The organism is Nocardiopsis codii (assembly GCF_036327455.1).
GTDB classification, from domain to species: Bacteria; Actinomycetota; Actinomycetes; order Streptosporangiales; family Streptosporangiaceae; genus Nocardiopsis; species Nocardiopsis codii.
In genome coordinates, this window is the sequence record NZ_JAUZMY010000056.1 from 1 (window position 1) to 19,557 (window position 19,557).

The following is a 19,557-nucleotide window of genomic DNA, read 5'->3' on the forward strand; positions in this document are numbered from 1 at the left end:
CCGGGGGGGGCGGGCCCCCACCGGCCCGGCCCCGCCGCGTGGTCACGCGTTCATCCGATCCGCCTCAGACGTTGAAGCCCAGCATGCGCAGCTGGTCCCGCCCGTCGTCGGTGATCTTGTCCGGACCCCACGGCGGCATCCAGACCCAGTTGATCTTGACCTCGCGCTCGAACTCGTCGAGGGCGCTGTGCGCCTGGTCCTCGATCACGTCCGTCAGGGGGCACGCCGCACTGGTCAGCGTCATGTCCAGGGTGATGACCTGGTCATCGGCGTTCACCCCGTACAGCAGGCCCAGGTCGACGACGTTCACGCCCAGTTCCGGGTCGATCACGTCCTTGAGAGCCTCGCCGATCTCCTCGACCAGCGCCTCCGCCTCCGGGGAGAGGGGAGCCGTCTCGGGGGCCTCGGGAGCCTCTGCGGCCTCGGCCGTCGTCGTCTCGTTCTCGCTCATCAGACGCCTTCCTTCTCCAGGGACTGCGACACGGCGTCCTTCCATGCCATCCAGCCCAGCAGGGCGCACTTGACGCGCGCAGGGTATTTCGACACCCCGGCGAACGCCACGGCGTCCTCCAGGACGTCCTCGTCGGGCTCTCCCTTGCCCCGGGACTGCATCAGCTCCGTGAAGGCGTCCAGGGTGGTCATGCCCTCGGCGACCGTCCGTCCGATCAGCAGGTCGGTCAGCACCGACGTGCTGGCCTGGCTGATCGAGCAGCCCATCCCCTCGTAGGAGACGTCGCTGACGACGGCCTCCTCGTCGAGCCCGGCCACGCCCTCGGCCGGGGTCAGCGCCACTCGGAGCGTCACCTCGTCCCCACAGGTGGGGTTGATGTGGTGGGCCTCCGCGTTGTGCGGATCCCGCAGCCCCTTGTGGTGCGGATTCCGGTAGTGGTCCAGGATGATCTCCTGGTACATCGCGTCCAACTGCATGGTCAGGCTGTTCCTCGTTCTAGGGCCGGGTTCCGAAGAACTTCTGTGCGGCCCTGATGGCCTCCACCAGCGCGTCCACGTCCTCCAGCGTGTTGTAGAGGTAGAAGGACGCACGTGTGCTCGCCGGGATGCCCAGCTTGCGGTGCAGCGGCCACGCGCAGTGGTGGCCCACACGGACCTCCACGCCCCGGTCGTCGAGCACCTGCCCCAGGTCGTGCGGGTGGATGTCGTCCACGACGAACGACACCGCGCCGCCGCGGTCCACCGCCTCGGTGGGCCCGACGATCCGCACACCCTCCAGCGCCCCCACCTGCTCGAGCGCGTACTCGGTGAGTGCGTGCTCGTGCGCGGCGACCTGGTCCATACCCACCTTCGACAGGTAGTCGCAGGCCGCGGCGAGGGCGACCGCCTGGGGCGCCATCGGCACCCCTGCCTCGAACCGCTGCGGCGGCTCCGCCCACGTGGAGTACTCCATGTGGACGACGCCGATCATCGATCCGCCGGTGATGAACGGCGGCATCGCCTCCAGCAGCTCCCGGCGCCCCCACAGGACGCCGATGCCGTTGGGGCCGAGCATCTTGTGCCCGGAGAACGCCAGGAAGTCGACGCCCAGCGCGGTGACGTCCACCGGCATGTGCGGAACCGACTGGCAGGCGTCCAGGACGGTCAGGGCGCCGACCTCGCGGGCGCGGGCGACGATGGGGGCGACCGGGTTGACGGTGCCCAGCACGTTGGACTGGTGCGTGAACGCGACCACGCGGGTGCGCTCGTTGACCAGTTCACCGATGCCGGACAGGTCGAGGCGGCCGTCCTCGGTCACCGGGAACCAGCGCAGCGTCGCCCCGGTGCGCTGGCAGAGCTGCTGCCAGGGCACCAGGTTGGCGTGGTGCTCCATCTCGGTGACGACGATCTCGTCGCCGGGACCCACCTGGAAGCCGCGCAGGCCCTCGTCGGCGGTGGCGGCGTTGCCCATGGCGTACGCCACCAGGTTGATCGCCTCGGTGGCGTTCTTGGTGAACACCACCTCGCCGACGTTCCCGCCGATGAACCCGGCGATGGTCTCCCGGGCCGACTCGTAGGCGTCGGTCGCCTCCTCCGCGAGCTGGTGCGCACCACGGTGCACCGCCGCGTTGTGGCGTTCGTAGAACTCACGTTCGGCGTCGAGCACCTGACGGGGTTTCTGCGAGGTCGCCCCGGAGTCGAGGTACACCAGCGGACGCCCGTCGCGGACGGTCCGGGAGAGGATCGGGAAGTCCTCCCGGATCGCCGCGACGTCGAGCCGACCTGCGCCGGCCCGACCGAACTCGCGGACTGTCGTCATGGGTTACGCGCCCGCCTTCACGAAACGCTCGTAGCCGTCGGCCTCCAGGGCGTCGGCCAGCTCCGGACCGCCGGACTCGGCGATGCGGCCCTGGGCGAAGACGTGGACGAAGTCCGGCTTCACGTAGTTGAGGATCCGGGTGTAGTGCGTGATGAGCATGACGCCCATCTCGCCGTCGGCCTTGGCGCGGTTGACGCCCTCGGAGACGACCTTGAGCGCGTCGACGTCCAGACCGGAGTCGGTCTCGTCCAGGATCGCGACCTTGGGCTTGAGCAGCTCCAGCTGGAGGATCTCGTGGCGCTTCTTCTCACCGCCGGAGAAGCCCTCGTTGACGCCGCGGGCGGCGAAGGCCGAGTCGATGGACAGGTCCTTCATCGCGCCCTGGAGCTCCTTGGAGAACTGCCGGAGCTTGGGGGCCTCGCCGCGCACCGCCGTGACGGAGCTGCGCAGGAAGTTGGACATGGACACGCCAGGGACCTCGACCGGGTACTGCATGGCCAGGAAGACGCCGGCGCGGGCGCGCTCGTCCACGCTCATCTCCAGGATGTTCTCCCCGTCGATGAGCACCTCGCCCTCGGTGATCTCGTAGCGCGGGTGGCCGGCGATCGCGTAGGCCAGGGTGGACTTGCCGGAGCCGTTCGGCCCCATGATGGCGTGGGTCTCACCGGAGTTGATGGTCAGGTCGACGCCCTTGAGGATCTCCTGCCTCTCGTCCTCTCCGATGAGGACGTCGGCGCGCAGACCGCGGATTTCGAACTTCGTCATGTCAGAGCCTCAGGAATTCTTCTCGTCCAACGACACGAGCACGTCGTCGCCGTCGATCTTCACGTCGTAGGTGGGTACCGGCTGGGTCGCGGGCGGGTTGATGGGCGCCCCCGAACGCAGGTCGAAGCAGGAGCCGTGCAGCCAGCACTCGATGGTGCCGTCCTCGACCTCGCCCTCCGACAGGCGGACCTCGGCGTGCGAGCACACGTCCCGCACGGCGAACACCTCGCCCTCGGAGCGGACCAGCGCGATGGGTGTCTCGTCGTCGGTCTCGATACCGAGGACCCCCTCGTCGGGGATCTCGGAGAGCTCGGCGACCTTCACCCAGCGTCCGCCCTCACTCATGTTCGGCCAGCTTGCGCTCGACCTTGTCCATGATGCCCTCGCGCAGCTCACCGACCGGGATGCGGTTGATCAGCTCGAGGAAGTAGCCGCGGATGACCAGGCGGCGGGCCTCGTCCTCCGGGATACCGCGCGAGCGGAGGTAGAACAGGTGGATGTCGTCCAGGCGCCCGCTCGCGGCGGCGTGCCCCGCACCCTCCACCTCGCCGGTGAAGATCTCCAGGTTGGGCACCGAGTCGACGCGGGTCTCGTCGGTCAGCTGGAGGTTGCGGTTGTGCTCGTACGAGTCGGTGCCGGTCGTGCCCTCGCCGATGATCACGTCGCCGATCCACACGCCGTGCGCGCCCTTGCCGCTCAGCGCACCCTTGTACTCCACCCGGGACCGGGTGTTGGACATGTTGTGGTCGATGAGCGAGCGGTGCTCGTGGTGCTGACCGTCACCGGTGAAGTACAGGCCGTGGAGCTCGGCGTTGGCGCCGCGCCCCTTGTAGGCCACCTTCGGGGAGAGCCGGACCACGTCGCCGCCGAGGGTGACCACGATCGACTTGAACGTGGCGTCCTTGGAGACCTGGGCGTTGTGCTGGGACACGTCGACGGCGTCGCGGTCCCAGTCCTGCACGCTGATCAGGGTCAGGCGGGCGCCCTCGGCGACGTGGACGTCCACGCTGCCGGCCCGGACGCCGGTACCGGTCTGGTTGAGGACGACGATCGCCTCGGCCAGCGGCTTGACGTCGATGACGTACTGGTCGAAGCGCGTGCCGCCCTGGGCCTCGCGGGAGATGACGACCGGCCGCTCCAGGGCCTTGCCCTGGGCGACGGTGACGACCGTGGCCTCCTCGAAGGAGGTGTAGGCCTGGGCGGTCACGCGGTCGGCCGGGAACCCGGCGGTGCCGAGCCTGGAGTCGCCGCGGCCGACCGTCTCGACGGTGACGCCCTCGGGGGCGTCGATGTCGAGCTTGTCGGTGCCGTCGGCGACGGCGGTGCCGTCGTGCAGGCCCTTGAGGCGGCGGACGGGCGTGAAACGCCACTCCTCCTCGCGGCCGTTGGGGACGGGGAAGTCGTTCACGTCGAAGGACCCGTGGGTCGCCAACTTGGAGAACGGGATGTCCCCGAGGCCGTGGCTGTGGGCCTTGGGTTCGATGCTGGGGCCGGTCAACTTAACCAACCGCTCCTTCCATCTGAAGCTCGATCAGCCGGTTCAGTTCCAGCGCGTACTCCATGGGCAGCTCGCGCGCGATGGGCTCGACGAACCCGCGCACGATCATGGCCATGGCCTCGTCCTCGTTCATCCCCCGGCTCATCAGGTAGAAGAGCTGGTCCTCGCTGACCTTGGAGACGGTCGCCTCGTGCGCGAGCTCGGCGTCGTCCTCGCGCAGGTCGTTGTAGGGGTAGGTGTCCGAGCGGCTGACCGTGTCGATCAGCAGCGCGTCGCACTTGACGGAGGACTTGGCGTTGTGCGCGCCCTCCTGCACCTGCACCAGACCCCGGTAGGAGGCGCGGCCCCCGCCGCGTGCCACCGACTTGGAGATGATGGTGGAGGAGGTGTTGGGCGCGCAGTGCACCATCTTGGAGCCGGTGTCCTGGTGCTGGCCCTCGCCCGCGAAGGCGATGGACAGGGTCTCGCCCTTGGCGTGCTCCCCCATGAGGTACACGGCCGGGTACTTCATGGTCACCTGGGAACCGATGTTGCCGTCGATCCACTCCATGGTCGCGCCCTCTTCGGCGATGGCGCGCTTGGTGACCAGGTTGAAGACGTTGTTCGACCAGTTCTGGATGGTCGTGTAACGGCAGCGGGCGTTCTTCTTGACGATGATCTCGACGACCGCGGAGTGCAGCGAGTCCGACTTGTAGATCGGCGCGGTGCAGCCCTCGACGTAGTGGACGTAGGCGCCCTCGTCGACGATGATCAGCGTCCGCTCGAACTGGCCCATGTTCTCGGTGTTGATCCGGAAGTAGGCCTGGAGCGGGATCTCGACGTGCACGTTCTTGGGCACGTAGATGAACGACCCGCCGCTCCACACCGCGGTGTTGAGCGCGGCGAACTTGTTGTCGCCGGGCGGGATCACGGAGCCGAAGTACTCCTCGAAGATCTCCGGGTGCTCCTTGAGGGCGGTGTCGGTGTCGAGGAAGATGACACCCTGCTCCTCAAGGTCCTCGCGGATCTGGTGGTAGACGACCTCGGACTCGTACTGCGCGGCGACACCGGCGACCAGGCGCTGCTTCTCCGCCTCGGGGATGCCGAGCCGGTCGTAGGTGTTCTTGATGTCCTCGGGCAGGTCCTCCCAGGAGGTGGCCTGCTTCTCCGTGGACCGCACGAAGTACTTGATGTTGTCGAAGTCGATCTTGGACAGGTCCGCGCCCCAGTTGGGCATCGGCTTCTTGTCGAAGAGCTTGAGGGACTTGAGTCGGAGCTTGGTCATCCACTCCGCCTCGTCCTTCTTCGAGGAGATGTCGCGGACGACATCCTCGTTCAGGCCACGGCGGGCGGTGGCCCCGGCCGTGTCGGAGTCGGCCCAGCCGAACTCATAGTTTCCGATCCCTTCGAGCTCGGGATGCGCGATAGACGTCATGCGCGGACTCCTCCAGGACTCAGGTGTCCTTGTGGTGAACTGAGCCGCCCGCCCCCTGGCGGATGGCCTCTGACGCGGGGGTATGGCTGTCCCCGCCCGCCACGTCGCCCCGAGGGGTGACGTGCGTGGTGCACACACCGTCGCCGTGGGCGATGGTGGCCAACCTGCGCACCGGGGTGCCCAGAAGTCGCGAGAAGGCCTCGACCTCGGCTTCGCAGAGCTGCGGGAACTCCGCGGCCACGTGGGCGACCGGGCAGTGGTGTTGGCACAGCTGGTCGCCGCCCCCTGGTGCGGGCGCCTGGCCCGCGGTGGCGGCGTAGCCGTCGTTGGAGAGGGCCTCGGCCAGCAGTCGGACGCGCTGTTCGGGGGGAACCGCGTCCAACAGCGGCCTGTAGCGCCTCTCGAGATCGGCGACCTGACTCCGGGCGAACTCGCCGACGGCCCCGGCTCCCGCGGTCTCCGACAGGAAGCGGAGCGCGCTGGTGGCGAGGTCGTCGTAGGCGTGGACGAAGGCGTCCCGCCCGGCCTCGGTGATGGCGAAGACCTTGGCTGGCCGGCCCCTGCGGCGTCGTCCGCCGTGGGGTCGGGCGTCGCGGGCCTCGACCATGCCCTCACCGGTCAGGTTGTCGAGGTGGCGGCGGATCGCCGCCGGAGTGAGTCCGAGCCGCTCCCCCAGGGAGGATGCGGTGATCGGGCCCTTCTCCAGGATGAGCCGCGCGACGCGGGCGCGGGTACCGGTCTCGGCCCCCCGCTCGGGTCCGGCCAGGGCACGGGGCACACTGCTGGCCTCGGGCACGGCGCTCCCCTCCCTGGTCGTACGCGGCTCGTGTTTTAGACAACATCAGTGTGGCCTAAATAAGTCCGTTGAGGCAAACGCCCACTCATGCCCTTCATCACGAAGGTCAGGCTTGCCTAACAGCATGTTCACGCGCCCGAAACCCGAGGTCGCCACCGCACGCGAACCGGGAGCCACCCCGAATTCCCACATTTTGATACGCACAACTCAGAATATGGACTTTTCTTGTTCTTCACGCCCCGGGCCCCGCGACCGCCCGACGCGGGCCGGTGAAGGGCCCCGCCCGGCCGCACGTAAACTCAGGCCCCATGGACACAGCCGCGGTCGAGGTCGTCGACCTGGTCAAGCGCTACGGCGCCACCACCGCAGTCTCCGGCCTCACGTTCAGCGCGCGCCGGGGCGCGGTGACGGCCCTGCTCGGACCCAACGGGGCGGGCAAGACGAGCACCATCGAGGTCTGCGAGGGGTTCCGGCGCGCCGACGGCGGGCGGGTGCGGGTCCTGGGCCTGGACCCCGTCACCGACGCCACCGCCCTCAAGCCCCGCGTCGGGGTGATGCCCCAGTCCGGCGGCGTCCCCACCGGCGCCCGCGCGGCGGAGTGGCTGCACCTCATGGCCTCCTTCCACGCGAGGCCGATCGACCCCCGTGTCCTCCTGGAACGGCTGGGCCTGAACTCGGTGGCCACCACCCCGTTCCGTCGCCTCTCCGGCGGCCAGCAGCAGCGCCTGTCCCTGGCCTGCGCCGTGGTGGGCCGTCCCGAACTGGTGTTCCTGGACGAGCCGACCGCGGGCCTGGACCCGCAGGCCCGCATGGCCACCTGGGACCTGGTCTCGGCCCTGCGCGAGGCGGGCGTGGCGGTCATCCTGAGCACCCACCACATGGAGGAGGCCGAACGGCTGGCCGACCACGTGGTCATCATCGACCGCGGCGCCGTGGTGGCCGGGGGAGCACCGTCCGAGCTCACCGAGGGGCGCCGCGAGGTGTGCTTCTCCAGCACCCCGGTGGACACCGGGTCGCTCCTGGCCGCCCTGCCCGGGGGCAGCAGGGTCGCCGACGGGACCACCGCGGACGGCCGCCACGAGTACGTGATCACCACCGACGACGCCGACGCGCTCGGACCCGAGTTCCTGGCCACGGTCACCGCCTGGTGCGCGTCGGCCGGTGTCCTCGCCGAGGATCTGCGCGTGCGACGGCGTACCCTCGAAGACGTCTTCCTCGAACTCACGGGCAGGGAACTGCGCGACCAATGACCGAGCACACCTCCAGCACGACCACGCGGGCCGCCGGCGCCGCCCCGACCACCGCCTTCCCGGACGGTGGCGCCTCGCTGTTCACTCCCGCGCCCGGGGCCGCGCCGATGTGGCGGATGGTCGCCTCGCAGGCCCGCATGGAACTGCGGGTGATGCTCCGCCACGGCGAGCAGTTCCTGCTGACCATGGTCATCCCCGTCCTGCTGCTGGTGGGGTTCAGCCTCACCTCCGTCCTGGACGTGGGCGAGGGTCCCCGGGTGGACGCGCTCACGCCGGGCGTCCTGGCCCTGGCGGTGATGTCGACGTCGTTCACCGGCCTGGCCATCGGCACCGGCTTCGAGCGGCGCTACGGGGTGCTGAAGCGGTTGGGCGCGACACCGCTGTCCCGGTTCGGGCTCCTGGCCGCCAAGACCCTCGCCGTGCTGGGCGTACAGGCCATCCAGATCACGGTGCTGTGCGCGGTGGCCCTGACGCTGGGCTGGTCCCCCGAGCTCGGCCCGGCGCAGGTGCTGTCGGCGATCGCCCTGGTGCTGCTGGCGACAGCCGCGTTCAGCTCTCTCGGACTGCTCATGGCGGGCACCCTGCGGGCGGAGGCGACCCTCGCCGGGGCCAACCTGGTCTACGTGCTGATGCTCGGACTGGGCGGGGTGCTCTTCCCGACCAGCAGCTTCCCCGGACCGATGGAGCAGGCCGCCTCGTTCCTGCCGATCACCGCCCTCAGCTCGGGACTGCGGACCGTCCTCGCGGACGGGTCCCTTCCCGGCCTGGCGGCGTTCGCGGTACTGGCCGCGTGGGCCCTCGTCTGCGGCCTCCTCGCGAGCCGCCTCTTCCGCTGGGAGTGACGCGCGAGGGGCGCGCCCCGACGGGGGCGGCGCACACCCCTCGGGTCCCGCACTCCTAGGATGGGGCGCATGCTCGACGTCGACGCGGTCACCGAGATCCTCCGTGAGGCGGCGGAGGCGGCGGTCCTCCCCCGGTTCCGGTCCCTGTCCGAGGGCGAGGTCGAGGAGAAGGCCCCGGGCGAGCTCGTCACGGTGGCCGACCGCGAGGCGGAGGAGCTGATCAGCGCCCGCCTGCGCGGCGTCGTCGCCGCCCCCGTCGTGGGCGAGGAGGCCGCCTCAGACGACCCCGGCCTGCTCCGGGCCCTGCGCACGGAACCGGTGGTCTGGCTGGTCGACCCCGTCGACGGAACCCGCAACTTCGTCCGGGGCGACACCGGTTTCGCCGTGATGGCCGCCCTGGTACGCCGCGGCGAGACCGTCGCGGCCTGGATCCTGCGCCCAACGGAGGACCGGGTCTACGTCGCCGAGCGGGGCTCCGGCACCTGGCGCGACGGGGTGCGGGTGCACCGGGCGCCCGCGCCGACCGACCCGGCCCGCCTGCGCGGCTCGGTCCTGACACGCTTCCTCGACCCCGCCGGGCGGCACCGCGCGGCGGAGGCCGCTCCGCGGTTCGCGTCCGTGGGGCCGGGCGCGCACTGCGCCGGGGTGGACTACCCGCTCCTGTTCGAGGGCGGCCAGGACTTCGTCCTGTTCCACCGCACGCTGCCCTGGGACCACGCTCCCGGAACCCTGATGGTGACCGAGGCCGGAGGCGTGTGCCTGCGGCCGGACGGCGGCGAGTACCGTCCGGGGGACGACGCCGTCGGCCTGCTCAACGCCTCCGACGGCGAGTGCTGGAAGACCGTGCGGTCCCTGCTCCTCGGCTGAGTTCCCCGGGGCCCCTCGCAGTGCGCGGCGGCCCGGGCCCCGTGTCCGGGCGCGGGGGCGCCGCGCGGCCGCGCGGCGTCCCGACAGGGGGCTCCGGCCCGGTCAGCCCAGGGGGAGCAGGCGCCACTGCTGGTGGGCGTGGGAGCCGTCGGGCGCCTGGACGATCGCCGTGCCGTTGTCGGGCGCGCCTCCCTGCGCTTCGAGTGCCTGCCCCGTGGCCCTGTTGAGCAGGCGGACCACACCGTCCCCGACCTCGGCGACCGACCATTGCTGGTTGGCGGCTCCGGTGCGGGTGAGCAGCGTCGCCGCAGGCTGTGCGGGGTCGGGCGGGACCTCCAGGACCTTGCCGCTGCCGACGCCCTCGATCTCGTAGAAGCCCTGTTCGTCGAGCGGGACGAACCTCCACTGCTGGTTCCCCGCATCGTGGCGGTCCCACAGGTGGACGGGGGCGCCGTTGTCGGTGGAGGCGCCCGCGACGTCGGCGACGCGGTCGCCGTGCACGTTCTGGAGGACGTAGACGAGCTCGGGGTCCATGCCCGCGGGGTGGACGTACTCCTCTTCCTCCTCGGGTTCCTCGGACTCCTCGGGCCCGCCGGGGGGCTGGACGAGGATGCCCGAGGCCACGCTCATCTCGGGCTCCTCCGGCTCCCCGGAGTCCGCGGCGAGGAGCCCGCCGGTGTAGCCGCCGATCACGGCGACGAGGACGAGTGCCAGCGCTCCGGCGAAGAGCGGCCAGCTCGGCACGTACCGTTCCTGGGCGCGGGGGACGCTGCGGGCTCGGCGTCGGGACATGTGAGGACACTCCAGCGGGCGACGGGTGAGGGACGTGTCGGCCACGACCCCGCACCATTTGACACCACCTGACCCGCTACGCGCACGTTCGCCCTCCGTCTACGGTCCCGCCGAGGCTCGATAGGGTCCCGCCATGGAAGCCATCGGAGTCCCCTGGTTCATCGCGGTCCGGTACCTCGGCCCGCCGGTCCTGCTGCTCCTGGTGGGCGGAGCACTGCTCGTGTGGCGTCCGCCCGCCCGCCGGGGACTGGTGTGGGCGGCGCTGGTGACGAACCTGGTGGCGGCGGCCCTCCCCTTCCTGTGGATCGGCTTGCAGATCCTCACCGACCAGGCGGAGCGGACGGTGTTCGGTCTGGTCATGACCCTGCTCCAGCCCCTGGTCGTGGTCGTGGCCTGGCTGTTGGTGCTGACCGCGCTGATCCACCGCCCGCCCGCCGTCGCGGGCACCGTCCCCGCCGTCGCGGTCGAGCGGGCCGCCGCGGTGCACGCGGGGGGCCCGGAACCGCACACGCCTCCCGGGGGCCGCCCCCGTACGGGGGCGGGGACGAGGACGGGGATCCGGAGAGGACGCCCGAAAACGTAGGATGACTGATCATGAGCATCCCGACCACTCCCCAGGAGCCGTTCTCCCTGCGGACCGCGGCGGAGGCGATACCGCCGGTCTGGCTGGTGATGATCAGCATCGTCTCCGTGCAGACCGGCGCGGGCGTGGCCAAGAACCTGTTCGACTCGCTTCCCCCGGCAGCCGTGGTGTGGCTGCGACTGCTCACCTCGGCCGCACTCCTGGTCCTGCTGGTCCGCCCCGCGCTGCGGGCCCGCAGCCGGACCGACTGGCTGGTGGTGGTCGGATACGGCGTCGCGCTGGCGATGATGAACTTCCTCATCTACCAGGCGTTCGCGCGCATCCCGCTGGGGATCGCCGTCACCATCGAGTACCTGGGACCGCTGACCATCGCGATCCTGGGGTCGCGGCGCAGGATCGACCTGGTGTGGGCCGGGCTGGCCGGACTGGGCGTGGTCGCGCTGGGCCTGGAGTCGGGCTCCATGGACCCGCTGGGCATCCTGTTCGCCGTGCTCGCCGCGGTCGCCTGGGCGGGGTACATCCTGCTCAGCGCGGCGACGGGACAGCGGTTCAGCGGTGCGTCCGGGCTGGCGATCGCCAGCGTGGTGGGCGTGGTGATCATGGCCCCGGCGGGGATCTCCGAGGGGGGCGCCGCCCTGCTGGACTGGCGGCTGCTGCTGTTCGGCCTGGCGGTGGGCGTCCTGTCCTCGATCGTGCCCTACACCCTGGAGCTGAACGCCCTGCGCAGGATGCCGCCCCGGGTCTTCGGCGTCCTGATGAGCCTGCAACCCGCCGCGGCCGCGCTGGTGGGTCTCGTCCTGCTGGGCGAACTGCTGTCGGTCTGGCAGTGGTTCGCGGTGGGATGCGTGATCGCGGCGAGCGCCGGCTCCACCCGCACCTCCGCACGCGACGGTGACGGCGGACGGGGGCGTGGGAAAGCGTCGGCCCCTCCGCCCGAGGACCGGCGGAGCGGCTGAGGCCCGCCCCGGCCGCCCCGCCCACCCCCTCCCCCACGTGCGGCAATACCTCCGAAAAACCTTCCATGGACCGGAAGAACACCAACGGTACGAGTGTCCTGCAAAGATGTCCCGACCTTCTCTTGGGGAACCCGGGTGACTACCGTGAGTTTCCGATCGTAAGCAAACGGTTATCAAGGTGATGGGTCGGCCGACCTCGTCGAATTGCCTGCGCTCGAAAGGGACAACATGCGCTCCGCTGTCAAGATCACGATGACCGCCCTGTTCACCGCCGGCCTCCTCGGCCTGGGCGCCGGTGCCGCCTCCGCCTCCGGCGGCGGCGAGGACCACGGCGACCACGTGTCGTACGTGTCGTACGAGGCCTGCACCAAGCAGCAGAACTCCTTCGGTCTGCTCAACCTGAACCTGGACCTGCTCAACCAGTGCATCGCGAACTACAACAGCCACTAGTTCGCTCCGACCCCGGACCCGACTCCGGGGTCGGCACGGGCGCCTGAGGACCGCCGAGGCGCCGCAGGCGTGTTCGCGGGGTACGCGCTAACACGCCCCGGCGCCGAGGCCCCGGTCCTCGGGCACCCGGACACGGACCGAGGCGCAGGGCAGGTGCGGGAGCGCACCACCCGGCCGGTCGACGCGGGGACGTCCTTCAACGGGCGTCCCCGCTCGGCATGTCCCCCGCCCTTCCCCCAGCCCGCCTGAGACAGCGCCCGGAGCAAGCTCCGCTGCTCGGCCCGACCCGCGAGCCGTCCGAACGCCACGGGTCGGCGGACCTCCCCGGACCTCGGACAGGACCGCGTCCGACCGGCTCCAGGCCTCACTCCTCAGAGGACGAGGGATACTCCGGCCCCCGGCGCCGCTCACGGCGACGGTGTCGCGCGTCGAGCACGATCCGCGCCCGGGCCCCGGCGTTCGCCGTCGCCCGCTCGACCATCGCCTCCGCCTCCCCGGGCGGAATCCCCTCGGTGTCCGTCTCCGGGTCGGCGACGAACCGCCACACGCGGCCGGTGAGGCGCGACCGGCGCTCCCGGTGCGCAACGGTCGAGCCCTGCACCACCCACCACCGCGACCGCGTCCGGGGCCCGTGGCGGAACAGCTCCCGTCGCGACCGCTCCGGCGCCCGCGGATCCGGGCCCTCCGGGGAAGACGGTGGACCGCACTTCGCCCGGATACGAGATTCCAGGGGCCAGGCCTTCACTTCCCGTTCCTCATCGCGCACCGTGGAAAGCACGGAACGGTCGAACCCGATCGGACCCCGTGAGGTTTCCGGCCAGGCACTCCTGGCCGGTCCAGCACGGAGAAGGCGTGCCTCCGACGAACATCCCTCCCGCCACCGGGCACCGGACACCGGGCCGGGAGAAACTCCACCCCCGGCTCTTCCCGCATGCGGACCACTCGTCATGACATGACCGAGAAGGTGATCGCCGCACACGGAGGAAAGACACGACCGCGCACAAGGAAGACGCACCCGTTGTCCGCCCCGTTCACCTCCGACCAGCACCGCCGTTCACACCGGGCCTCCCCCGGGCGGAGGGCGGACGCCGCGCTCCGGCGGACACCAGGACGAGGGAGCTCCGGAGCGCGCCGGGGGGCGACCGCACACGCGCTCCGCCCTCCGACCTCCGCGACCGGATCGCCGCCGGCGTCCGCCCCACCCGAAGGAAGCCCCCATGACGTTCCCCGTCCGCGCCCTCGCCCTCTGGGCTTCGTTCACCGCGACCGTGGTCGCCGCGAACCTCGCGGTCACCCACATCGGATTCCTGCCCGTGTGGCCCGGGATCGTCGCCCCCGCGGGGGTGTACCTGGTCGGCCTGGCCCTCGTGCTGCGGGACCTGCTCCAGGAAGCCACCTCCTGGAAGTGGTCCGCCGTCGCCGTCGTGGTCGGCGCCGGACTGTCGGCTGTGTTCTCACCCGAGTTGGCGTTGGCGTCCGCCTCCGTGTTCCTCGCGAGCGAGTTGCTGGACCTGGTCGTGTACACGCCGTTGCGCCGGCGGGGCATGGTCCTCGCGATGGCAGCGTCCAACACGGTCGGTATCGCGGTCGACTCGGTGCTGTTCCTCTGGCTCGCCTTCGGGTCGTTGGACTTCCTGACCGGTCAGATCCTCGGCAAGGCCTGGATGACCGTCGCCGCCGTCCTCGTCCTGCTCGCCATCCGCCGCCTGCGCACCAGCCGCGTCGACCGGGCGGGGGCAGCCCAATGAGGCTGCGGGCCGGCATCCGCGGCCTCCACCGCCCGCCCGGGAGGACGAACGCCGACCTGGTCCTGCCCGACACCGTCCGGGACACCCGGATCGACCTCGGTGAACTCCAGGACACCGTCCTGGAGCGGGCCGTCCCCGCCGGTTCCGGCTGAGGTGTACACCGCCGGGGCGGCACGCCGGATCCACCGGAAACGCAGTAAGGGGCAATTCCCAGAAGAGCCTTACAGCTGATACTGTTCTCGCCGACGGGTTCGCTGCCACTCCACAGCCGTGCCCGGAACCGACGTCGAGGGCCCCGGCACCACCAGGTGCGGGGCCTTTTCGCATGCCCCTCCCGAGCCCCCTTCCGCCGGCGCGTCCCACCTGACCGCCCACCGCGACGAGCGGCACCGAGCTGCGTCGCCCCACCCCCGAGGAGAACCGTGCTGATCGAGAACCTGACCTGGCCCCTCACCATCGCCCACCGAGGAGCCCGGTCGACCGCCCCCGAGAACAGCCTGGAGGCCGTCGCCGCGGCCGTCGACGCGGGCTCCGAGCTGATCGAGATCGACGTGCACCTCGCCGCCGACGGAAGCCTCGTCCTGTGCCACGACACCACCCTGACACGCACCCACGGCGTCACCCGGACCGTGGCCGGGCTGACCGCCACCGCGGTGAAGCGGTGGCCCATCAGATCGGCCTCCCAGCTGGGGCTGACCGGCTGGCCCGACGTACCCACGGTCACCCTGTCGGAGGTGTTCGCCCGCTTCGCCGGCGCACCGGTCGCCTGGCTGATCGAGGCCAAGTACCCGGCGAGCCCCACCGACGCCCAGCTCGACGCCGTCGGCGACGCCATCGTCCGCGAGGTGGTCCGGTGGGACCTGGCCGACTCGGTGATCGTGCAGAGCTTCCAGCGGCGCCCCGGCCTCCGGGCCATCGCGGCCGGGCTCCCGGCCGGATACATCGAGACCGCCGGCGGATCCGACCCGCGCGACCTCGCCGCCCAGGGGTTCGACTACTACGGGATGCGCAAGGACGCCCCCGCCGAACGCATCGCGGCGGCGGTCGGCGCCGGACTCCGCCCCCTCGTCTACACCGTCCTGAGGCGCAGCGAGCGGGACCTCGCCCTCGCGCAGGGGGCGGCCGGAATCGTGACCGACGACCCGCTCTACCTGTCCGACCACGCACCGGGCCCGGACCTGTACCAGCTCGGCACGTGGCCGCACGGGCACCTGCCCTCCCCGGTGAACCCGGTCAAGGGCGTGCTCGCCGGAGCGGCCCTGGAGATGGCGCCCTCCCGCATGGAGACGGGGGTTCCGGAGAACTACACCGCCGCGGTCCTCGGCTCCGCGTCGCACGGGACCCCGCCCGCGTCGTGGACGTGGGACGTCCAGGTCGCCCTCCTGGAGGCCACCAACTCCACGCGCTCGGCGCAGATCCAGATCTGCATGGACTCCGACGTCGGCTACCACGACGAAGACCACACCCGGGTCGGCGCGTACAACATCCTGCTCCGCCCGAACGGCACCCTGGACGTCTACCTGGCCGACCCCGACAACGCGGGCGGGACGGCGCCCCGGCTCGCGACCGCGTCCGGCCCCGCCGTCCCCGTGAGCACCTCCCCCGTGTACGTGACGCTGGGGATCGAGGTCACCCCGACGCAGATCACCGTCCGCCGCCGGGGCACGTCGATCGCGGCCACCGCCACCCACGCGAAGTACCGGGGCGGGTACGTCGGAGTCGGAGTCCGGTCCGTCCGGGCCCGGTTCGTCCCGGGGTCGAGAACGTGACGGCCGTGAGCGCCCTGTACGACGAGGCGTGCCGCCCGGCCGGGCGCCCCCTCCCACGCCAGGGCCGCCGTGACACCGACCCCACGTCGTGCCCCGGGACGGGCGCGCGGACATGGCGTGCGGCGTGGGAGGAGGCGGTCACCTGATCTCCGGCTGATCCTGGCTGTAACCGGAAGAGAGAAGGAACGCCGTGTTCACTGTCGTGTTCTGGAAGGGCACCGCCGAGCGCGCCGCCAAGTCGGCCGCGCAGGCCCTCATCCTGTTCTGGGGGCTCGGCGACGGGCTGCTCAGTCTGTGGTCGGTGAGTCCCGTCGATTCGCTCGGCATCGCCGCCGGCGCGGTGGTGCTCTCGCTGTTGACCTCGATCCTGTCCATCGGCGCAGGCCCGGTCGGGTCACCGTCGCTGGTCCGTGAACAGCCCGTTGCCGGAGGATCGGCCCCTCCGGCGGCCTCCTGACACACGGACGCCCCTCCCGGTCAGTGGACCGGGAGGGGATCAGTGGTGTGTCAGGCGGGTTCGTTGACCCCACCGATGGCGTGGGAGCCGCCGGTGGCGTGGTTCTCGGCGTGGGCGGGCGCTCCCGCCGCGAGGGCGGCGAGGGCTGCCAGGGCCGCGGTGGCCAGGAGGCGGCGGATCATCGTTCTCCTTCGTGTGGGGCGGGGTTCCACTCGTCACACTAGGAAAACCGTCGCGCGGTGCCCAGCGGATCGGGCGTCCGCATGTGGCCCGGCCGGATGCGGTCAGGGCGGCACCCTCTCCGCCCGGCATCGCCTCCGCGTGAGCGACACCTCCGGACTCTCCTGCCGCGGCCCGTCCCGGGACCGCCCCCACGCCGCCGCCGGCCGCGTGGGGCGGGGCGTCGCGGCCGGGAGACGCACGGGCGGGAATCCCGGCGATCGTCTTCGGCGTCCATCCGCCCGGCGGCGCCCGCCACAGCGCGCGGACACGCCCGCCCCCTCTCGGGTCCGGCCGGATCAGTGCAGGTGAAACGCTAGTCCGGGGCCTGGTGAGGCCTGACAGAAGCATGTACTACGCTCTGTCGTATGTCTGATTCCCCGGCCGCCGCGATGCCGGCCACGAACACGCTCCCCCCGCTCGCGGCGGAGGACATCATCCTGCTCGGCGCCCCCCTGTGGGCCTGGCAGATCGCCGTGGCCGCCATCGGGGTCCTCACCCTGATCCTCCTCTCCCGGACCATCTGGAACCCCACCCAGAGGTCCCTGCGCGCCTGGACGCTCGGCAACATCGTGGTCAACGCCGGGATCGCCGTCACGGGCGCCACCGTACGCGTCACCGAGTCCGGGCTCGGCTGCTCGGAGTGGCCCAAGTGCACCCCTGACAGCTTCGTGCCCATCGACACCGGGCACGCCGCGTTCAACGCCGCCGTGGAGTTCGGCAACCGGACGCTCACCTTCGTCGTGCTCGCCGTCGCCGTCATCACGTTCGTCGCCGTCATGCGGATGTCCCCGCGCCGCCTCGACCTGGCCCGGCTGGCCGTCATCATCCCGTTCGGCGTCCTCGGCCAGGGCCTCGTCGGCGGCATCACCGTGTGGACCGACCTCCACCCCGCCTCGGTCGCCACGCACTTCCTGCTGTCCATGGTGATGACCTTCCTCACGGTCGCCCTCTACGTGCGCTGCCAGGAGCCCGAGGGCAAGCCCCAGGTCTCCGTCGGCCCCATGCTGCACGCCATCAGCGTCGGCCTGGTCGTGATCGGGTTCCTGCTGCTGGTCGCCGGGACCGTGGTCACCGGCACCGGTCCGCACGGCGGCGACGCGGCCGCCCCCCGGTTCGGCCTCGACCTCCAGGTCGTCACGCGCATCCACTCCGCGCTGGCCTGGCTCACCCTCGTCGGCGCCCTCGCCGCCACCGCCATCGCCTTCCGCGGCGGCGCCCGTCGACCGGTCAGGATCAGCAGTGCCGCACTGGTGGCGGTCGTCCTCCTCCAGGGCGTCCTGGGCTACACCCAGTACGCCCTCGGCCTGCCCGAGGCACTCGTGGTCCTGCACGTGCTCGGTTCGGCCCTGACCTGGGTGGCCGTCTCCCGGCTGTACTTCTCCACCAGCCGCCTGGTGCCCGTCGGAGAGGTCCTCGACGACGGCCTCAGCCCTGCTCCGGCCGGTCCGGCTGACCATGACGGGGGACGTACTCCTGCTGGCTCCTCGCCTGGGCGATGACGTGCGCGAAGTCGGCCCGTCGGAGGAATCCGGAGTCGGTCGGCTTCTCCGCCCACCCCGGGGCGACCGGCTGGGGCACACGCCCCAGGAAGGTGTCCCGGGCCACGTGCATCAGCGCGAGGAAGCTGTCCCTGCGGACTTTCCAGTCCTGCCGGTACAGGCCCGCCTCCAGTTTCTGGTGGAGGAGGGCCAGCTCGGTCGCGGCCAGCTGGTACTCCTTCATCGCCGTCCGCCCTCTCCGTCCCGCGTTGCGCCCCGCCCAGTCGCGGGCCCGGCGGCGCCCCTGCATGGAGCTGAGCATGGTGATGTCGGACGGTGTGACCAGCCCGGTGGAGATGTAGGGCGGCAGGTAGTGGTCGATGGCGCTGATCTGTCCGTGCCGGTCGCGGGCGGCCAGCGCCAGGATGCCCATCAGCACCGCGAACAGCACCACGTAGGCGACCGCCAGGCCGTACCAGCCGAAGCGCGTGGAGGCGTTCCACAGACCGTGCAGCAGGACGGCCAGCGCCCAGCCCCCGACCGGCGCCAGCAGGCGCAGGCGGCCTGTGCGCATGGCCGCGTAGGCCACGCCGATCCCGATCATCGCTGTGTAGACCGGGTGGCCGAACGGAGCGATGATCCCGCGGATGGCGAAGGTCGCCACGAGGGTCCCGTCGAAGAACGCGCTCAGGAAGTACAGGATGTTCTCGGTGAAGGCGAAGCCGGTGGCCACCATTCCCGCGTAGACCACCCCGTCGGTGAACGTGTCGATCTCGTTCCGGCGCCGCCACAGCAGGATCAGCAGCACCATGCCCTTGGCGCTCTCCTCGACGAGCGGCGCCACCACCGACGTGCCCAGGAAGTCGCCCAGGTCCTGGCCGAACAGCGGCACGGTGACGTGGGCCAGCCCCCAGCCGTTGAGCAGCAGTGAGGCCACCACGGCCACTCCCGCACCCCAGGCGAAGGCGAAGAAGAGCACCCAGCCGGGCTCGGGCTCGATCCGGTCGAGCATGAGGATGAGCGGCACGAGGATGCCGACCGGGATAACGGCGGCGATCAGGCTGGTGGCGAAGCCGGTGGCTCCGTCGATGCCCGCCGCGGCTCCGCCCGCCATGGCGAGCAGCCACAGGTAGACGAGCATGCCGATCATGCACACCACGCTGACGGTGGTGCCCACGATGAGGGTCATCGAGTAGCGGGAGCGTCGGCCCTGGAGGATGGCCTTGCTGTCGAGTCGGGGCATGGGCACCGATCGTAGCGGGAACCGCGACGACCACGTGTTTCACCCCCGGGAGGCGCGACCGGCCGGCGCGGGCCCCCGGAGCGGGGCTGGGAAGGCCTCCGGGACGGTCCGGAGGACCGCGGGGCCCGGGCACGGTGGCGGGCGGGGCCGTGGGCGAGCCGGGAGAGGACGCCACGGGG

Annotated in this window: 23 protein-coding genes; 11 read left to right on the top strand and 12 right to left on the bottom strand. The window is 71.3% G+C overall.

Annotated elements, in window-relative coordinates:
* Window positions 1–64: 64 nt before the first annotated feature.
* The 8 genes from Q8791_RS30715 to Q8791_RS30750 are packed head-to-tail and all read right to left on the bottom strand — an operon-like array spanning window position 65 to window position 6,721.
* Entirely contained in the window at window positions 65–451 is a 387-nt protein-coding gene (locus tag Q8791_RS30715; protein WP_330095356.1) for a metal-sulfur cluster assembly factor, read from the bottom strand.
* The gene (gene sufU, locus Q8791_RS30720; protein ID WP_330095357.1) at window positions 451–927 is read right to left on the bottom strand and encodes a Fe-S cluster assembly sulfur transfer protein SufU; all 477 of its coding nucleotides are present in this window, start codon (window positions 925–927) and stop codon (window positions 451–453) included. Before sufU ends, Q8791_RS30715 begins: the two co-directional genes overlap by 1 nt.
* A 19-nt stretch (window positions 928–946) precedes the next feature.
* Window positions 947–2,248 carry a cysteine desulfurase gene (locus tag Q8791_RS30725; RefSeq protein WP_330095358.1) on the bottom strand — a complete coding sequence of 434 codons (1,302 nt, stop codon included), beginning with the start codon at window positions 2,246–2,248 and terminating at the stop codon, window positions 947–949.
* A gap of 3 nt (window positions 2,249–2,251) precedes the next feature.
* Window positions 2,252–3,013 (bottom strand): Fe-S cluster assembly ATPase SufC, encoded by a 762-nt coding sequence (sufC, locus tag Q8791_RS30730; protein WP_330095359.1) that lies wholly within the window; start codon window positions 3,011–3,013, stop codon window positions 2,252–2,254.
* Window positions 3,014–3,022: 9 nt separating this feature from the next.
* A complete protein-coding gene (locus Q8791_RS30735; RefSeq protein ID WP_330095360.1) occupies window positions 3,023–3,358 on the bottom strand; it encodes a non-heme iron oxygenase ferredoxin subunit in 336 nt (111 codons plus the stop codon).
* Entirely contained in the window at window positions 3,351–4,511 is a 1,161-nt protein-coding gene (gene sufD, locus Q8791_RS30740; RefSeq protein WP_330095382.1) for a Fe-S cluster assembly protein SufD, read from the bottom strand. The genes Q8791_RS30735 and sufD overlap by 8 nt, the downstream gene beginning before the upstream one ends.
* 1 nt (window position 4,512) lies before the next feature.
* Complete coding sequence (gene sufB / locus Q8791_RS30745; protein WP_330095361.1) at window positions 4,513–5,925, bottom strand: Fe-S cluster assembly protein SufB; 1,413 nt, start codon at window positions 5,923–5,925, stop codon at window positions 4,513–4,515.
* A 19-nt stretch (window positions 5,926–5,944) separates the two neighbouring features.
* Window positions 5,945–6,721, bottom strand: coding sequence for a helix-turn-helix transcriptional regulator (locus tag Q8791_RS30750; RefSeq protein ID WP_330095362.1), 777 nt, complete (start codon window positions 6,719–6,721; stop codon window positions 5,945–5,947).
* 308 nt (window positions 6,722–7,029) lie between these two features.
* On the opposite strand from Q8791_RS30750, the gene Q8791_RS30755 reads away from it, so the two are divergent.
* The 3 genes from Q8791_RS30755 to Q8791_RS30765 all read left to right on the top strand — a co-directional run bounded on the left by Q8791_RS30755 (window position 7,030) and on the right by Q8791_RS30765 (window position 9,680).
* Window positions 7,030–7,971, top strand: a complete 942-nt coding sequence (locus Q8791_RS30755) for an ABC transporter ATP-binding protein (protein WP_330095363.1) — start codon at window positions 7,030–7,032, stop codon at window positions 7,969–7,971.
* Window positions 7,968–8,813 carry an ABC transporter permease gene (locus Q8791_RS30760; RefSeq protein WP_330095364.1) on the top strand — a complete coding sequence of 282 codons (846 nt, stop codon included), beginning with the start codon at window positions 7,968–7,970 and terminating at the stop codon, window positions 8,811–8,813. The genes Q8791_RS30755 and Q8791_RS30760 overlap by 4 nt, the downstream gene beginning before the upstream one ends.
* Before the next feature lie 69 nt (window positions 8,814–8,882).
* The gene (locus tag Q8791_RS30765) at window positions 8,883–9,680 is read left to right on the top strand and encodes an inositol monophosphatase family protein (protein ID WP_330095365.1); all 798 of its coding nucleotides are present in this window, start codon (window positions 8,883–8,885) and stop codon (window positions 9,678–9,680) included.
* A gap of 102 nt (window positions 9,681–9,782) precedes the next feature.
* Here the strand turns inward: Q8791_RS30765 and Q8791_RS30770 are convergent, their stop codons facing one another.
* A complete protein-coding gene (locus Q8791_RS30770) occupies window positions 9,783–10,472 on the bottom strand; it encodes an RICIN domain-containing protein (RefSeq protein ID WP_330095366.1) in 690 nt (229 codons plus the stop codon).
* A 133-nt stretch (window positions 10,473–10,605) separates the two neighbouring features.
* Here Q8791_RS30770 and Q8791_RS30775 point away from each other — a divergent pair, with 133 nt between their 5' ends.
* From Q8791_RS30775 to Q8791_RS30785, 3 genes are all read left to right on the top strand, one after another.
* A complete protein-coding gene (locus Q8791_RS30775; protein WP_330095367.1) occupies window positions 10,606–11,055 on the top strand; it encodes a hypothetical protein in 450 nt (149 codons plus the stop codon).
* An 11-nt stretch (window positions 11,056–11,066) separates the two neighbouring features.
* Window positions 11,067–12,011 carry an EamA family transporter gene (locus Q8791_RS30780; RefSeq protein ID WP_330095368.1) on the top strand — a complete coding sequence of 315 codons (945 nt, stop codon included), beginning with the start codon at window positions 11,067–11,069 and terminating at the stop codon, window positions 12,009–12,011.
* A gap of 228 nt (window positions 12,012–12,239) precedes the next feature.
* Window positions 12,240–12,461, top strand: coding sequence for a hypothetical protein (locus Q8791_RS30785; protein WP_330095369.1), 222 nt, complete (start codon window positions 12,240–12,242; stop codon window positions 12,459–12,461).
* A gap of 364 nt (window positions 12,462–12,825) precedes the next feature.
* Here Q8791_RS30785 and Q8791_RS30790 read toward each other — a convergent pair whose 3' ends face one another.
* Window positions 12,826–13,062 carry a hypothetical protein gene (locus Q8791_RS30790; RefSeq protein ID WP_330095370.1) on the bottom strand — a complete coding sequence of 79 codons (237 nt, stop codon included), beginning with the start codon at window positions 13,060–13,062 and terminating at the stop codon, window positions 12,826–12,828.
* Window positions 13,063–13,678: 616 nt separating this feature from the next.
* Between Q8791_RS30790 and Q8791_RS30795 the strand changes: the two genes are divergently transcribed.
* The 4 genes from Q8791_RS30795 to Q8791_RS30810 all read left to right on the top strand — a co-directional run bounded on the left by Q8791_RS30795 (window position 13,679) and on the right by Q8791_RS30810 (window position 16,435).
* Window positions 13,679–14,209: a VUT family protein gene (locus tag Q8791_RS30795; RefSeq protein ID WP_330095371.1), complete on the top strand. Its 531-nt coding sequence runs from the start codon at window positions 13,679–13,681 to the stop codon at window positions 14,207–14,209.
* The gene (locus Q8791_RS30800; RefSeq protein WP_330095372.1) at window positions 14,206–14,361 is read left to right on the top strand and encodes a hypothetical protein; all 156 of its coding nucleotides are present in this window, start codon (window positions 14,206–14,208) and stop codon (window positions 14,359–14,361) included. The genes Q8791_RS30795 and Q8791_RS30800 overlap by 4 nt, the downstream gene beginning before the upstream one ends.
* A gap of 270 nt (window positions 14,362–14,631) precedes the next feature.
* Window positions 14,632–15,978: a glycerophosphodiester phosphodiesterase gene (locus tag Q8791_RS30805; RefSeq protein WP_330095373.1), complete on the top strand. Its 1,347-nt coding sequence runs from the start codon at window positions 14,632–14,634 to the stop codon at window positions 15,976–15,978.
* A gap of 190 nt (window positions 15,979–16,168) precedes the next feature.
* A complete protein-coding gene (locus tag Q8791_RS30810; RefSeq protein WP_330095374.1) occupies window positions 16,169–16,435 on the top strand; it encodes a holin in 267 nt (88 codons plus the stop codon).
* Window positions 16,436–16,485: 50 nt separating this feature from the next.
* Here Q8791_RS30810 and Q8791_RS30815 read toward each other — a convergent pair whose 3' ends face one another.
* Window positions 16,486–16,617, bottom strand: a complete 132-nt coding sequence (locus tag Q8791_RS30815) for a hypothetical protein (RefSeq protein ID WP_330095375.1) — start codon at window positions 16,615–16,617, stop codon at window positions 16,486–16,488.
* 405 nt (window positions 16,618–17,022) lie between these two features.
* On the opposite strand from Q8791_RS30815, the gene Q8791_RS30820 reads away from it, so the two are divergent.
* Window positions 17,023–18,156: a COX15/CtaA family protein gene (locus Q8791_RS30820; protein WP_330095376.1), complete on the top strand. Its 1,134-nt coding sequence runs from the start codon at window positions 17,023–17,025 to the stop codon at window positions 18,154–18,156.
* Here Q8791_RS30820 and Q8791_RS30825 read toward each other — a convergent pair.
* On the bottom strand, window positions 18,083–19,378 hold the full coding sequence (locus Q8791_RS30825; protein ID WP_330095377.1) for a PrsW family intramembrane metalloprotease: 1,296 nt from the start codon (window positions 19,376–19,378) through the stop codon (window positions 18,083–18,085). The genes Q8791_RS30820 and Q8791_RS30825 overlap by 74 nt on opposite strands.
* Window positions 19,379–19,557: the final 179 nt, after the last annotated feature.